At 68.9% G+C, this 13632-nt stretch carries 13 protein-coding genes; 9 read left to right on the top strand and 4 right to left on the bottom strand.

The window, feature by feature from the left end; translation table 11 throughout:
• The first annotated feature begins 16 nt into the window (after nucleotides 1-16).
• The 9 genes from V6K52_RS03645 to V6K52_RS03685 all read left to right on the top strand — a co-directional run bounded on the left by V6K52_RS03645 (nucleotide 17) and on the right by V6K52_RS03685 (nucleotide 9040).
• Nucleotides 17-1201, top strand: a complete 1185-nt coding sequence (locus V6K52_RS03645) for a flavin reductase family protein (protein WP_353952546.1) — start codon at nucleotides 17-19, stop codon at nucleotides 1199-1201.
• A gap of 102 nt (nucleotides 1202-1303) precedes the next feature.
• Nucleotides 1304-2173, top strand: coding sequence for a VOC family protein (locus V6K52_RS03650; protein ID WP_353952547.1), 870 nt, complete (start codon nucleotides 1304-1306; stop codon nucleotides 2171-2173).
• An 11-nt stretch (nucleotides 2174-2184) separates the two neighbouring features.
• Nucleotides 2185-3351, top strand: coding sequence for a hypothetical protein (locus V6K52_RS03655; protein ID WP_353952548.1), 1167 nt, complete (start codon nucleotides 2185-2187; stop codon nucleotides 3349-3351).
• Nucleotides 3351-4235 carry an alpha/beta hydrolase gene (locus V6K52_RS03660; RefSeq protein ID WP_353952549.1) on the top strand — a complete coding sequence of 295 codons (885 nt, stop codon included), beginning with the start codon at nucleotides 3351-3353 and terminating at the stop codon, nucleotides 4233-4235. Before V6K52_RS03655 ends, V6K52_RS03660 begins: the two co-directional genes overlap by 1 nt.
• Nucleotides 4236-4322: 87 nt before the next feature.
• On the top strand, nucleotides 4323-5111 hold the full coding sequence (locus V6K52_RS03665) for a helix-turn-helix domain-containing protein (protein ID WP_353952550.1): 789 nt from the start codon (nucleotides 4323-4325) through the stop codon (nucleotides 5109-5111).
• A 29-nt stretch (nucleotides 5112-5140) separates the two neighbouring features.
• A complete protein-coding gene (locus V6K52_RS03670) occupies nucleotides 5141-5866 on the top strand; it encodes an IclR family transcriptional regulator (RefSeq protein WP_353952551.1) in 726 nt (241 codons plus the stop codon).
• 105 nt (nucleotides 5867-5971) lie between these two features.
• Nucleotides 5972-6862, top strand: a complete 891-nt coding sequence (locus tag V6K52_RS03675) for a fumarylacetoacetate hydrolase family protein (protein ID WP_353952552.1) — start codon at nucleotides 5972-5974, stop codon at nucleotides 6860-6862.
• 10 nt (nucleotides 6863-6872) lie between these two features.
• On the top strand, nucleotides 6873-7841 hold the full coding sequence (locus V6K52_RS03680; protein ID WP_353952553.1) for a cupin domain-containing protein: 969 nt from the start codon (nucleotides 6873-6875) through the stop codon (nucleotides 7839-7841).
• A gap of 11 nt (nucleotides 7842-7852) precedes the next feature.
• On the top strand, nucleotides 7853-9040 hold the full coding sequence (locus V6K52_RS03685) for an FAD-dependent monooxygenase (protein WP_353952554.1): 1188 nt from the start codon (nucleotides 7853-7855) through the stop codon (nucleotides 9038-9040).
• A 66-nt stretch (nucleotides 9041-9106) separates the two neighbouring features.
• Here V6K52_RS03685 and V6K52_RS03690 read toward each other — a convergent pair whose 3' ends face one another.
• The 4 genes from V6K52_RS03690 to V6K52_RS03705 are packed head-to-tail and all read right to left on the bottom strand — an operon-like array spanning nucleotide 9107 to nucleotide 13498.
• Nucleotides 9107-10516: an MmgE/PrpD family protein gene (locus V6K52_RS03690; RefSeq protein ID WP_353952555.1), complete on the bottom strand. Its 1410-nt coding sequence runs from the start codon at nucleotides 10514-10516 to the stop codon at nucleotides 9107-9109.
• 40 nt (nucleotides 10517-10556) lie between these two features.
• Nucleotides 10557-11357: a cyclase family protein gene (locus V6K52_RS03695; protein WP_353952556.1), complete on the bottom strand. Its 801-nt coding sequence runs from the start codon at nucleotides 11355-11357 to the stop codon at nucleotides 10557-10559.
• A complete protein-coding gene (locus V6K52_RS03700; RefSeq protein ID WP_353952557.1) occupies nucleotides 11354-12229 on the bottom strand; it encodes a CoA ester lyase in 876 nt (291 codons plus the stop codon). Before V6K52_RS03700 ends, V6K52_RS03695 begins: the two co-directional genes overlap by 4 nt.
• Nucleotides 12230-13498 carry a CoA transferase gene (locus tag V6K52_RS03705; protein WP_353952558.1) on the bottom strand — a complete coding sequence of 423 codons (1269 nt, stop codon included), beginning with the start codon at nucleotides 13496-13498 and terminating at the stop codon, nucleotides 12230-12232. It abuts the gene before it with no gap.
• Nucleotides 13499-13632 lie beyond the last annotated feature (134 nt).

Here is a 13632-nt window from a genome sequence, read left to right on the forward strand (position 1 = left end):
AACCAGGAGGCATGACGTGACGCACCCCGACGTGGCACCCAAGGAACCGCACGCGGGCATCGACCCAGCCCTGTACCGCGAGACCCTCGGGCACTATCCGACCGGGGTCGCGGTCGTCACGGGTATCGCCGATGACGGCCTCCCGGCAGGCATGGTCGTCGGTTCCTTCACGTCGGTTTCCCTTGACCCGCCACTGGTGGCCTTCCTGCCCACACGTGACTCGGGCAGCTTCGCCCGGCTACGCACCGGCGCGACCTTCTGCATCAACGTGCTTGCGGCTGACCAGGAGTCCACGTGCCGGCGTTTCGCGTCGCGTGCCGTCGACAAGTTTGAGGGCGTCGCCTGGTCGCCCGCTCCGGGCGGGGCACCCATCCTCGACGGCGCGGTGTCGTGGATCGAGTGCACCTACGAGGACGTGCTCGACGGCGGGGACCACTACATCGTGCTTGGGCGGATCCGCGACCTCGCTGTGGCGCGACCGTCGTTGCCGCTGCTGTTCTTCCAAGGTGGCTACGGGCGCTTCGCCCCACCCTCGTTGGTCGCGCCCTCGCACCCCGACCTCATCCACGCGGTGAGGCTGGCGGAGCTGGCCAGGGGGGACATCGAACAGCTCAGCGCCGAGCACGAGGTGGACTGCGCCGTGCTGGCAAAGGTCGGCGGGGACGTCGTCTTCGTCCTCACCGCCAACCGGTCCGAAAAACCTACGACACCGTCCGTCGGTCACCGCGTCCCACTCGTCCCGCCCCTGGGATCCGTTTTCCTGCGCGACGCACCCGAGGAGGATGTGAACGACTGGCTCGCCCGGGCGCCCGGACAGGACGACGCCACCCGCGAGGTCTTCCGCCGCAACGTCGACCGCGTCCGCGAGCGCGGCTACTCGGTGTCACTCATGCCCGACCCCTCGGTCGATCGCATCTCGCTCATGACGGACTACTCCTCCACGGAGCGCACGCCGCAGCACGAGCGCCGGATGAAGCAGATGATCGCGGACACGGCGCTGCTCTACGAGCCGGACCTCGAGCCCGACCGCACTTACCACCTGCACTCGATCGTCGTCCCCGTCCCGGTTCCCCCCGAGATGCCGCAGATCGCGATGCGAATGTCCGGCTTGCCCACCGACGCGTCGCTGGCCCAACTGGACGCGTGGGTCGACGCCTTGTCCCGCGCGGCGAACACCGCTGCCGCACGACTCTGCCGGTAATAGGTCCGGAGAGGGCATTCCGCCAGTCGGCACGCTCGGCTATGCGGCAGTCCGGTCGGGACACAGGATGACGCACACAAGCCCAACGGAAAGGACCTCACAATGACGGCACGAGTTAAGGCTCTCGGTTACGCGGTGGTCGGAAGCACCGACCCGGCGGCATGGCAGGAGTTCGGTTCCGGACTGCTAGGACTGCAGGTGGCCCACAGCAGCGAGGACAGGCTCACCCTGCGGATGGACCAGTTCGTCCATCGCTTCGACATCCGTCGTGCCGCCACCGACGGCGTGATCGCCATCGGTTGGGACGTCGGGAACCCCGCTGCCCTCGGGGAGATCACGGCCCGGCTCACCTCGGCCGGCTACGAGGTCACGACACGTGACGCCGAAGCCGCGACAGAACGCAGCGTCAGCGGGCTAGCCAGCTTCCGGGACCCCGACGACAACTACGACATCGAGCTGTTCTGGGGCCTGCGCAACGCGGCCGAGCGATTCGTCTCGCCCACTGGGGCGACCTTCGTCGCGGGGGACCTCGGCGTTGGCCATGCCTTCCAGGTGGTGCGTGACGAGCAGGTGTACACCGAGCTCTACCTCGATCTGTTGGGCTTCCGACTCAGCGACCACATCGACATGCCCGGGGGAGTGTCCGGGGTCTTCACCCACTGCAACCCACGGCATCACTCGTTCGCGTTCGCCGCGTCGCCGAACCGCCCGATCGGGGTGGGTCACTTCATGTTCGAGGTGGACGACCTCGACATCGTCGGCCGCTCGTACGACCACGTGCTCGCCGGGGCCGCTCCGATCCTCTCCACGTTCGGCAAGCACACCAACGACAAGATGGTCTCGTACTACGTGCGTTCCCCCTCCGGCTTTGGCATCGAGTACGGCACGGACGGCATCCTCATCGACGACGAGTCCTGGCTCCCCACCCGTTACGACGTGGCGCACTACTGGGGCCACCACCGCACCCCATGAAAGGAAGGGCCATGACCGTCCTCGACAACATCGAGCAGATTGCAGACGTGCTCGAGGCGAACGCCGCCGAAGGCGAGCGGCTCGGGCGGCTTCCCGATGAGACAGCCACGGCCCTGCGGACCTCCGGAGTCATGCGGATGCTGCAGCCCAAGGACTTCGGCGGATTGGAGTCGCACCCCGTCGACTTCTTCCGCGCGGTCCTCGAGATCGGGGTGCACGACCCCAGCTCCGGGTGGGTCGCCGGTGTAGTCGGCGTTCACCCGCACGAGCTCGCCCACGGTGACCGTCGCGTCCAGGCCGAGGTCTGGGCGGAGGATCCGGACACCTGGGTGGCGTCGCCCTACGCACCCCTGGGTCGCGCGCGGCCGGTGGACGGCGGGTACGTCTTCAACGGGCGCTGGAACTTCTCTTCGGGCACCGACCACTGCCGCTGGGTGATGATCGGCGGGCTCATCACCGACCAAGAGGGCGAGGTCGCTGATCCCGCCCCGGTCCACTTCCTACTCCCACGCTCGGACTACGAGGTCGTCGAGGACTCCTGGGACGTCGTCGGCCTGCGTGGGACTGGCAGCAAGGACCTCGTCGTCACCGAAGCGTTCGTCCCCGCCTACCGCACCATCGAGACCTCCGGCGTCACGGACGGGACCGGCGGGAAGGACCCCAGTCGAGCGTCTGTTTCCCTCTACCGGATGCCGCGCAACGTCATGTTCTCCGGCGCCATCACGGCGGCGACGCTGGCCATGGCCAAGGGAACACTCGCCGCGTACGTCGCGGTGACGCGCTCACGAGAGGGCCGAGGTGGCAGAGCGGCCCTCGACCCGTTCCAGCTCTCTGCACTGGGGGCGGCCGCGGCAGACATCGACGCGAGCATCGGCCACCTGCTTTGGGACATCGAACGCGTCCACGACATCGTCGAACGCGGCGAGGTCGTGTCGCTCGACGTGCGGGCAGAGGTGCGCCGCAACCAGGTGCAGGCGAGCCATCGTGCCGCTGCTGCCGCCGACAGCGTCTTTCGGCTCAGCGGAGGAGGTTCGCTCCACCGCAGCGGGGTGCTCCAGCGCCGGTGGCGCGACACCCAGGCTGCACTGCACCACGTGCAGAACGGGTCGGGCCCGATCTTCCACGCCTACGGCCTCAACCTCTTCGGTCACCCGATTCCGCCACACGTGAAGATCTGATGGACGGCGCCGCCCCGAAAGAGGGCTCCCAGCCTCGCTTCACCGAGGAGTCGACGAGCCGCTTCGTCGACGCCGGTGGCGTCCGAGTGCACGTCCACGACGCCGGCTCCGGCCCGGTGCTTCTCTGCATCCACGGCGGCGCACCGGGCGCCTACGGCTGGGGCAACTTCGGTGCCAACGTGTCGGGGCTGGCCGAGCACTTCCGTGTCCTCGTCGTCGACCTGCCGGGCTATGGGCGCTCAGACGCCCCCGAGATCAGGGGCGGTCGCTACGGCTTCTATGCCCAGGTCTTCGCCGACCTCCTCGCAACGCTCGGCATCGAGTCCGCGCACGTCCTCGGGATGGCCACCGGTGGAGCTGCGGCGATGATGCTGGCCATCGAGCACCCAGGCGTCGTCGACGACCTCGTCCTCGTCAGCTCTGCGGGAGGGTTGCCGCTGTTCACCCCCATGCCGTCGGAGGGCCAGAAGCTCATACAGTCCTACTACGGCGGCGAGGGTCCTTCCCCAGCCAAGATGCGCGCGTACCTCGAGATGATGATGTACGACAAGACCTCCATCACCGACGAGATCGTGCAGGAGCGCTATGCGGCCAGCATCCGTCCCGACCTCAGGGCGGCCGCCCCGGAGGGGCGCCCTGAGCATTCCCCACCGGTGACCGAGCAGGTGTGGCGAGACGTCGACCGCATCAAGGCACGCACGCTCGTGGTGTGGGGCCGGGACAACCGCGTACAGGGCTACGACAACGCGTTGTTCCTCCTCAACCGCATCCCGAATGTCCAGGTGCACCTTTACGGCAGGACGGGTCTGTGGGTCCCATTCGAGCGAGTGAGCGAGTTCAACACGTTGCTCGTGGGTTTCCTCCTCGGGGCGTCAGCACGCTGACCGGTCACGCGCACCATTGACATCACGAACATTTGGGTCTTATCGTTCAACATAGTGGAACGCCATTCCGGATATTGGGAGATGACAGTGACGTCACCAAACCAGCTCGACGGGGACCAGAAGCGCTCAGTGCTGGGACGGGCTTTCGAGATTCTCGACTGCTTCGGACCGGACACGCCGGAGCAGACGATCGCGGGAGTATGCACGCGGACGGGCCTGCCCCCCGCGACGGTCCACCGGATGCTGGCGCACCTCGTCGAGTGGGGTGCCGTGGAGCGGGCTTGTCGCGGTCGGTACCGGCTCGGCCGCCGCATGTGGCGGCTTGGCTGGGGGGTTCCCGAGGTGCGTCGCCTCAAGGACGTGGCACGACCGTTCCTCGTGGACCTCTACTCGGCCACGGCGGCGCCGGTCGCCCTGTGGTCCCGCGAGCAGGACGAAGCCATCCTCTGTGACCTCATCGCCGGCCACAAGGCGGCGGCCACCTGGCATCCCGAGCGTCGCATTCCCTTGACGCAGAACGCGGGCGGGCTGGCCATGCTCGCCCACCTACCGCTCGAGCCGCTCCTGCTCGCGCAGGAAGGCCCGGGTGCCAACGGTGGGGAGTTCGTGCTGCGCCAGCGGCTCGGCGAGGTGCGTCGCGCGGGGTATGCCGTGAGCGGGTCCGACGGATCCGGTGACGGTCTTCTCGTGGCGGCGGCCGTCTTCGACGAAGACGGTCAGGTCCGTGCCGCCGTCTCGGTCAGGCTGTCGCCCGAGCCGCTGAGTCCGGCCCCGCTTGCCCGGGTCGTGACCCAGGCCGCGATGATGATCTCGAGCGGGCTTGGACACCGTGGACACTCCCGCAGAAGCGGTGTCCACGCAGTCCGTCCCGCCTGAGTCGACACCACAGCCAAGGAGCAGAACCCATGTCCGTCCTGGACAAGGCGGCCAAGGCCGTCGACAGCCTGGCTCGCAGTGGTCGACCGATGAGCCTGGCAGAGGTCTCCGAGAGCCTGGGCCTGCCCAAGTCCTCCGTGCACCGGCTCCTGAGCGAGCTCATCGAGCTGCGCATCGCCCGGCGCACGACCGACGGGCGGTTCGCCCTAGGTCCCCGGCTCCTGTCCTGGGGTGCGAGCGCCGCGGACTCATTCGTCATCCGTGGGGTGGCCGAGCCGTGGATGCACCGCTTGCGGGACACCACCGGTGAGAGCGTCCACCTATACATCAGACAGGACAAGCACCGCATCTGTTTGGCGTCCGTGGAAGGGCGCGCCTCCCTGCGCCCCGTCGTTCCCACAGGCGGTCACCAGCCCCTTGGCCTGGGTTCGTCTGGCAAGCTCCTCCTCGCGTTCGCACCCGCCCCCGTCCATGAGGTCGTGCGCGCGGACGCCGCAGCCGCCGGAAGGTGGGTCGCCACCGAGGCGGAACTCGACGCCATCCGAGAGAGCCACTGGGCGATCGCCATCGATGAGCGTGAGAAGGGACTGAGTGGCGCAGCCACCTCCGTGCGGGACGGTGACGGTCAGGTGATCGCGGCCCTGAGCATCTCCGGATCCTCCACGCGGTTGACCGCCGCGCGATACGCGGAGGTCAAGGACGACGTCGTCGCCATCGCCAACGAGATCGGGGCCGCAGTAGCCGGCCGTTCGTAGCTCGACGCCGAAAGCGGTGTTCCGGTAGGTGCGACGACACCGGCGAGCTCATCGACCGAGGTCGCAGGATGGCTCCGACCCGCTGGCTACGCCCGAAGGAGCGCCATGAGGATCGCCCGTTTCGACGATGACCGCATCGGCGTGGTCATCGACGACAACATCGTTGATGTCACCCACGCCGTGGACGAGGACGCCCAAGCGTGGCCGCCGGTGACCATGAACCGGGTCATCAGGGACTTCGACGCCGTCCGCCCGCTCCTCGAGCGCGCAGCCTCTGAGGGCGCCCGTCGTCCGCTCGCCGAGGTCACCCTCCTCACGCCGGTCCCGTGGCCCAACAAGGTGATCGCGTACCCGGTGAACTACCACGACCACGGCCGCGAGATGCAGGCCGGATACCGCGCGGACGTGCAGGGCTTCTTCCTCAAACCACCGTCGTCGCTTTCCGGTGCCGGTGAGCCCGTCATGCTGCCAGTGGTCCCGGGCCGTGAGGTCCACCACGAGTCCGAGCTCGCGATCATCATCGGCGCCGGCGGACGCGACATCCCCCGCCAAAACTGGCGCTTGCACGTCTTCGGCTACGCCTGCCTGCTCGACATGGTGGTCCGGGGGCGCGAGGAGCGCGTCTTCCGCAAGGCCTACGACACCTTTTGCCCAGTCGGTCCGTGGATCACGACGGCCGACGAGGTGGGTGACCCCACCAGCCTCGACATGCGCCTCTGGGTCGGTGACGAGCTGCGCCAGCACGCAAACACCCGCGACCTCGTCTTGGACATTCCCGGCATGGTCGCGATGGCCTCGGCCGTCATGACCCTCCACCCGGGAGACGTCATCGCCACCGGCACCCCGGCAGGGGTGGGACCGGTCACCGATGGCGACACGATCCGGATCAGGATCGAGCGCGTCGGTGAGATGAGCGTGAACGTCGTCCAAGGCACCAGCGGGCGCACCGAGGTGTTCGCCCGCCCCTACGACCCCCCGATCATCAAACAGCAGTGAGGAGCCCCGCATGACCTCCTTCGACGCCCGGTCCGTGGCCGAGATCGACAACCTCGACGACCTGTACAGCGTGTTCGACGACTTGAGCGTTGAGGGCGGCTGGTATCGCCGCGCGCCCGCCCTGTGGCCCGAGCCGCTGCGCAACTTCCTGCCGTACGTGTGGCGCTACGCCGAGATGAAGGCCGTCCTGGACGCGGCCGGGCGACTGGTCGACCACGAGATGGCGGACCGGCGCAACCTCACCCTCACCAACCCGGTCGAGGGCAACGGCTACGCGACCGTCCGCAGCCTCGTGGCCGCCTACCAGCTCATTCGTCCTGGCGAAGTTGCCCCCGCACACCACCACACGCCGGCGGCGCTGCGCATCATCCTCGAGGGCCGAGGCACCTACACCGTCGTGGACGGGGACCGCGTCGAGATGCGACCCGGTGACGTTCTGCTGACACCGAGCTGGGCTTGGCACGAGCACTCGGCGGTCGGTCCGGACGACTGCTACTGGGTCGACATCCTCGACGTCCCCCTCGTGCACCTGCTCGAGCCGATGTTCTTCGAGAAGTACCCCGCCGGGGTCCAGGAGGACCCTCGTGACATCGACACCTCGCCGATCGCGTTCCGGTGGGAGGACTCCCTCGCCTGCCTGGCCGCCGAGACGGCGGCCCCGGAGCACGGCATGGCCGAACGCGAGATCGAACTCGGCAGCCCGGCGATGCCGACCATCGCACTGCACGTCCAGGAGCTCGGCGCCGGCTTCGAGTCCCCGACGAGGCGGACGACCGCCAACTCGATCTTCACGGTCATCGAAGGCTCTGGTGAGACCATCGTCGATGGTGAACGGCTGACCTGGGAGCGCGGCGACATCATCGCGGTCCCGGCATGGCGGCCCTACCAGCACATCGTGTCCGAGCCTGCGCGGATGGTCCGCGCGAGCGACGAGCCGGTCTTCTCCGTGCTCGGCCTGCTGCGCTCCGAGAAGGTGTGAGGGAGAAACAGATGCATGTTGTCCTGGCAGGCGGTGGCGTCGGTGGCATGACCGCGGCGCTGGCACTTCTGCAGCGCGGGGTGGACGTCACCGTGCTCGAACAAGCCCCCGCCCTCACCGAGGTCGGTGCCGGCATTCAGATCAGCCCCAACGGCAACCGGGCGCTGGACCACCTCGGGGTCTTCGAGACCCTGCGCAAGCAGTCCTGCGACCCGGTCCGCAAGGAGTTCCGGCTCTGGAACACCGGTCGGCCCTGGCCGATGTTCGATCTCGGGCCGATGGCAGTCGAGCGATATGGCTACCCGTACCTCACGGTGTACCGTCCCGACCTGCTCAAGGCTCTGGAAAATGCCGTGAGGGCTCTGGGGGCGGACGTCATCCTGCTCGGTTCGCGCGTGGCGGGAGTCGACCAGGACGCGTCAAGCGCGTCCGTGGTCCTCGACGACGGCACTCGGGTGACCGGCGACGTCGTCATCGGCGCCGATGGGGTGCGTTCCGTGGTGCGCAACACGGTGTGGGGACCGAGCAACCCGGAGTTCTCCGGCATGGTCGCCTGGCGGGGGCTCATCCCGATGGACGACCTTCCGAAGCACCTGCGTACGCCGGTGGGCTCGACGTGGATCGGTCCGGGCGGCCACGCAGTCACCTACCCCCTCCATGGAGGCACGTTGATGAACTTCGTGGCGACGATCGAGGGCAAGAAATGGACCGCCGCAGGCGGGACCGAACCCGGGACCGCCGAGGAGTGCCATGCCGACTTCGCCGGCTGGCACGAGGACATCCACACGTTCATCACCGCCTCGCCCCGATTGCTCAAGTGGGCCCTACTCAGCCGTGACCCCATCCCCGCCTGGACGTCGGGGCGGGTCAGTCTGCTGGGTGACGCCGCCCACGCGACGCTGCCCTTCCTGGCGCAGGGAGCCGTCCACGCCATCGAGGACGGCGTCGTGCTCGCTCGGGCGATCGAGGCGTACGCCGACGACCCCACCAAGGCGCTCACCCGCTACGAGACGGCAAGGATCGAGCGGACGAGCAGGATGGTGCGCGGCGCCACAGCCAACACCGAACGGTTCCACAGCCGAGAGCTCGTCACCGAGGAGCGAGCCGAGCCCTACCTCCAGCGCGAGTGGAGCATCGAACCGATCGCCGACCGCTACGACTGGCTCTACTCGTACGACGTGGTGACGACTCCGGTCTGACCACATCCGACCAACTTGGTGAGCCGCCGCCGCAGCGGCGCCCGCCAGCCCGAGTGGTGCGGATCCTCAGAGGGCGAGCAGACCCGCGACCGACGTCGTGTCGAACAGGCCGGAGATGCGGTCGGCGAGGACGTCGGCCCCAGCTCCCAGCCGGCGTGCGTTCAGGTCGTACTTGACCTGTATCTCGGCGTCCGTGAGGGGTCGCTCGGCGGTGCCACGATTGGCGAGGACCTCTTGGGAGAGCATCCGTCCGTCGGTGGTGCGCACCTCGACGACCGAAGGGAACTGCAGGGGGAAGATCGCCTCACAACGTGCGTCGGCCACGTGCTCGACGCGCGCCGCAAGGTCGAGGTTGCGCGGGTCCCGCACTGCCTCGTCGGTGAAGTCGTCGAGGTAGAGACCGAGGCCGCCTCCGCCGCGCAGCGCCAGAGTGAAGGTGAAGGGTCCGCTGAACTGGGCGTGGTAGCCGGACTCGGGACGGATCTTGGCCTCGCGCGGTTGAGCAATCGTTCGCAGGGTCGCGCCCGCCACGCCGATCCGGACCGACTCCACGTCTGCGGGCCGCAGCCCCCGTGCCCGGAGAGCGATGGCCGCGTCAATACCCGTGTGGGTAAACACGTTCGTCGGGTAGGGCTTCACGAAGCAGGAGGCCGTCTCCCACCGCACACCGAGTCCGTCGAGCAGCGCCGCCTCGTCGTAGGTGTCACCGCAGTAGGCCTGGAAGAAACCGAACCGTCCCTCGAGGACCGTCGGGGGACCGGTCAGTCCGGCCTCCGCGGCCTGTGCTGCCACCACGCCGCTGTGGGCGGCCCACCCGCAATGCATCCGCTTGACCGACCCTCCGGCCCGGTTGGCCTCGAGCAGGCCCGCTCCCATGCTGCAGGCGATGGCCATCGCGTGGGCCAGCCGCTCGGCGTCCAGGCCCATGGCGACACCCGCCCCGGCCGCCGCGCCGACGGCACCACAGATCGACGTCGCATGCAGGCCACGCTCGAAGAAGACCGAGTTGTTGATGCGTGGGTCGTACCCGGCGTTGCCGAGCCGGATCGCGATCTCGTTGCCGACCGTAATCGCGGCGAGAAGTGTCCGGCCGTGAGCCCCGGCCTCCTCGGCGGCAGCGAGCGCGGCAGGCACCACTGATGCGCTGGGATGCAGGATCGACGGAACGTGCGTGTCGTCGAAGTCGAGGGCGTGGGCTAAGGTGCCATTGACGAGCGCGGCTGACGGAGCCGGGAGCCGGTCCTCGAGACCGATCGCGAGGGCGACTGCCGCACCCCCCCAACGGCGGGCGAGCGAGTGAGCCACCTGCGCCGGACCGGTGCCGAGTGCGGCGACCGAGATGCCGACGACGTCCAGCAGTCTTTGTCTTGCGTCGACGAGCACATGCTCTGGGGCGTTCTCTGCGACCTCTGCCGCGAACGCTCCGAGGCGTGCGACGGCGGTACCGGTCATGGGGGTGGTTCCGGCGGCAGCCATGGAGTCTCCTTTGGGCGAGGGGACGGACCTGGTCGGTGCGTCAGTGAAGGATGGCGATCGGCCGCAGGGGGGAGCCGGTGGCGCCGACGAGCCGCAGAGGAGCGGCCACGAGGGTGAACGCCTTCGTCCCCGCGCGGGCGAGCTGCTCGAGGTCGAGCATCTCCAGGATGGGGATGCCGTTCTCCACGAGGAGGATCCGGTGTCCCGGCAGGCGGGCGTGCCCGGCACCCCCCGGGATGTGCTCGAACGCGGTCGTGTCCGAGCCGACGACGCACGGCCGGTGCGAGGCCAGCCAGGCCACGCCCTCCTCGTCCGGCCCTGGTACCCCGCCATCGTGGTCGAGGAAGGCTGCGGGGGCGTCCCACAGCTGCGCCCAGCCGGTACGAACGAGCAGGCCCGCGCCCGGGGCTGGTCGACGGTCGCCGAGCGCCTGGGACAGCTCGGCGACCGTGACGGCATGGCCGGGGGCGAGCCGGTCGACCCCGAGGACGGCCGGCACGTCGAGCAGGTAGCCCGTCGTGACGATGGGGTCGACCGTGTGGACCCCGTGGTCGAGGAAGCGCCCGCCGGCCTGGGCCTGGGCGGCCGAGACACGGCCGTGCAGCAGACCGTCGTGGCTGATGTGCGCAAGGGCGTCGAGGTGCGTGGCGGTGTGTGTCCCCATCACAAGCAGGTCGTTGGCGCCCGACGTGCCGTCGACCCGTACGGCGTCACCGTGACGGCGGAGTAAGGAGTGACGGTAGCCCGGGTGGTTCGGTGACGTGGGGACGCCCGGATGCACCGGCTGTGCCAGGTCGACCACCGTCACGACCGCCCCGTCGGCGGTCCGCCCTGTACTCATGCGTGCGCCCGCTTCCTGATGTGTTCCGCGAGGCGCAGGATCGCCGGGTCCACGAAGCTTCCGTCGGCCAGCGTCGCAGCGGCAGAGCCTGCGGCGTCCATGGCGGCCGCCTTGTCCAGCACGTCCGTGGCCCACGTGACCTCGTCCGTGCTCGGCGCGAACGCCTCACGGACCACGGGGACCTGACGCGGGTGAATGACCGATCGCCCGTAGAAGCCGAGCTCCCTCAGGACGTCACACGACCGACGAAGCCCGTCGAGGTCGGTGACACTGGGGTGGACGCTGCCCACGGGCGATGGCAGCCCCGCAGCGCGCGCAGCCTGCACGATGGTGAGGCGGGAGAGCAGCAGCCCGGTGTCGCTCGCCCCACGGGGAAGGCTCAAGTCAGCGCGAAGGTCGCTCTCTCCCAACGTGATCGAGTGCACCCCAAAGGCGTCGGCGATCTCTTGTGCCTTCGAGAGGCCACGCGCCGACTCGATGAGGGGGACGAGGTGTGGCGCGTCGCGGAAGCGTCGGGTCTGGGCAAACGCGGCGTCGACCTCCGCGGCCGACTCCACCTTGGGGAGGCGGATGCCGTGGACGGTGCCGGCGCGAAGCAGCGGCCCGACGGCAGCGAGGTCGGCCGCGAAGTCTGGCGAGTCGACCCTGTTGACGCGCACGACGATAGGAAGGGTCTTCAACAACCCTGCCGGGAACCCGGAGTCGGCTCCGAAGGTTGGGCCCAGGGCAGCCCGGGCACGGGGCCGTGACGAAGGATGCACCGCGTCCTCGAGGTCCACGACGATGCCGTCGGCAGAGCGTGCCGCTTTGGTCAGCAGCTCCGGGAGACGATCCGCGGGAACGTACAGCCAGGTGGCAACGTCGTCACGCACTCAGATCACTCCTCCGGCTCGGAGCCGCGCCTGCCGGTCTGGGTCGATGCCCAGCTCGGTCAGGACCCTTTCCGTATCGGCCCCGTGAGAGCGTCCCGTGTGTCGGATCGCGCCCGGGGACTCGGACATGCGGAAGAGCACGTTAGGCATGCGGACCGGACCCAAATCAGCGTCCTCCACCGTGGCGATGGCGCCGATCGCGGCATACTGCGGGTCGGCGACGACACCGGCGACGTCGTACACCACTGCGAGCGCGGCCTGTGCTTTCGAGAACTCCTCCACGACCTCGGACGTCGGCCGCTCGGCGATCCACGAGCCGACCGCCTCGTCAAGCTCGTCAGCATGCTGAGCCCGCTGGAAGCCGTCGTGAAACCACTCCTCCTGCACGAGCTCGGGTCGGCCGACGAGCGTCATCACCCGCTCCGCGATCGAGTGCGCGCTGGTCGAGATCGCGACCCAGTCGCCGTCACCGGTGCGATAGGTGTTGCGGGGGGCGTTGTTCTCGGACCGGTTCCCGCGGCGCTGGGCAACGATGCCGAGCTGGTCGTACACCGTTACCTGCGAGCCGAGCATGGCCAGAATCGGCTCGATGATGGCAAGATCGATGACTTGTCCCTCACCCGTGCGCTCGCGGCGGTGCAGGGCGGTCAGCGTCGCGATGGCAGCGGCCAGGCCACTGATGTTGTCGGCGAGTGCCAGCGGGGGCAGGGTGGGCGGCCCGTCCGGTTGTCCCGTGGAGTGGGCGAACCCACTCATGGCCTCCGCGATCGTGCCGAAAGCCGGCTCGTTCCTCCGGGGACCGGTCTGCCCGAAACCGGTAACCCGGGTGAGGATGAGCCGGGGGTTCACCTCCCGCAGCCGGTCGTACCCGAGGTTCCACCGCTCCAGCGTGCCGGGGCGGAAATTCTCGATGACCACGTCCGCGGTGCGGACCAGGTCAAGGAAGATCTCCTGGCCCTCCTCGTTCGACAGGTCCAAGGTGATGGCCCTCTTGTTGCGGCCTAGGATCTTCCACCACAAACCAACGCCGTTCTTGCTCTGCCCATGGGTGCGGGCGGGGTCCGGCTTGCGGGGGTGCTCGATCTTGATGACGTCCGCTCCGAAGTCGGCGAGGACGGTGGCAGCCGAGGGTCCGGCGAACAGCGTGGCGACGTCGAGGATCCGGAGGTCGCCGAGAGCCGAGGCCGGCCCCGAACCGGAGACCGCCGGACCGGTGGTGACGCCGCCTGCGGACGTCGTCGGCGCGGGCGCCCGCGGGGTCGTTGACATGTCTTCTCCTTCTGGGTCGGGACCTCTCGACCGTAGGAGGGGCCGGGGGCTGCAGAAGGGGAGACATCACTGGGTGAGAGGAACGATGGTGCCCTGACGGAGTCTTCCGCTGGGTGCGACAAGGCCTGTCACCG

The organism is Knoellia sp. S7-12, from assembly GCF_040518285.1.
GTDB lineage: Bacteria > Actinomycetota > Actinomycetes > Actinomycetales > Dermatophilaceae > Knoellia.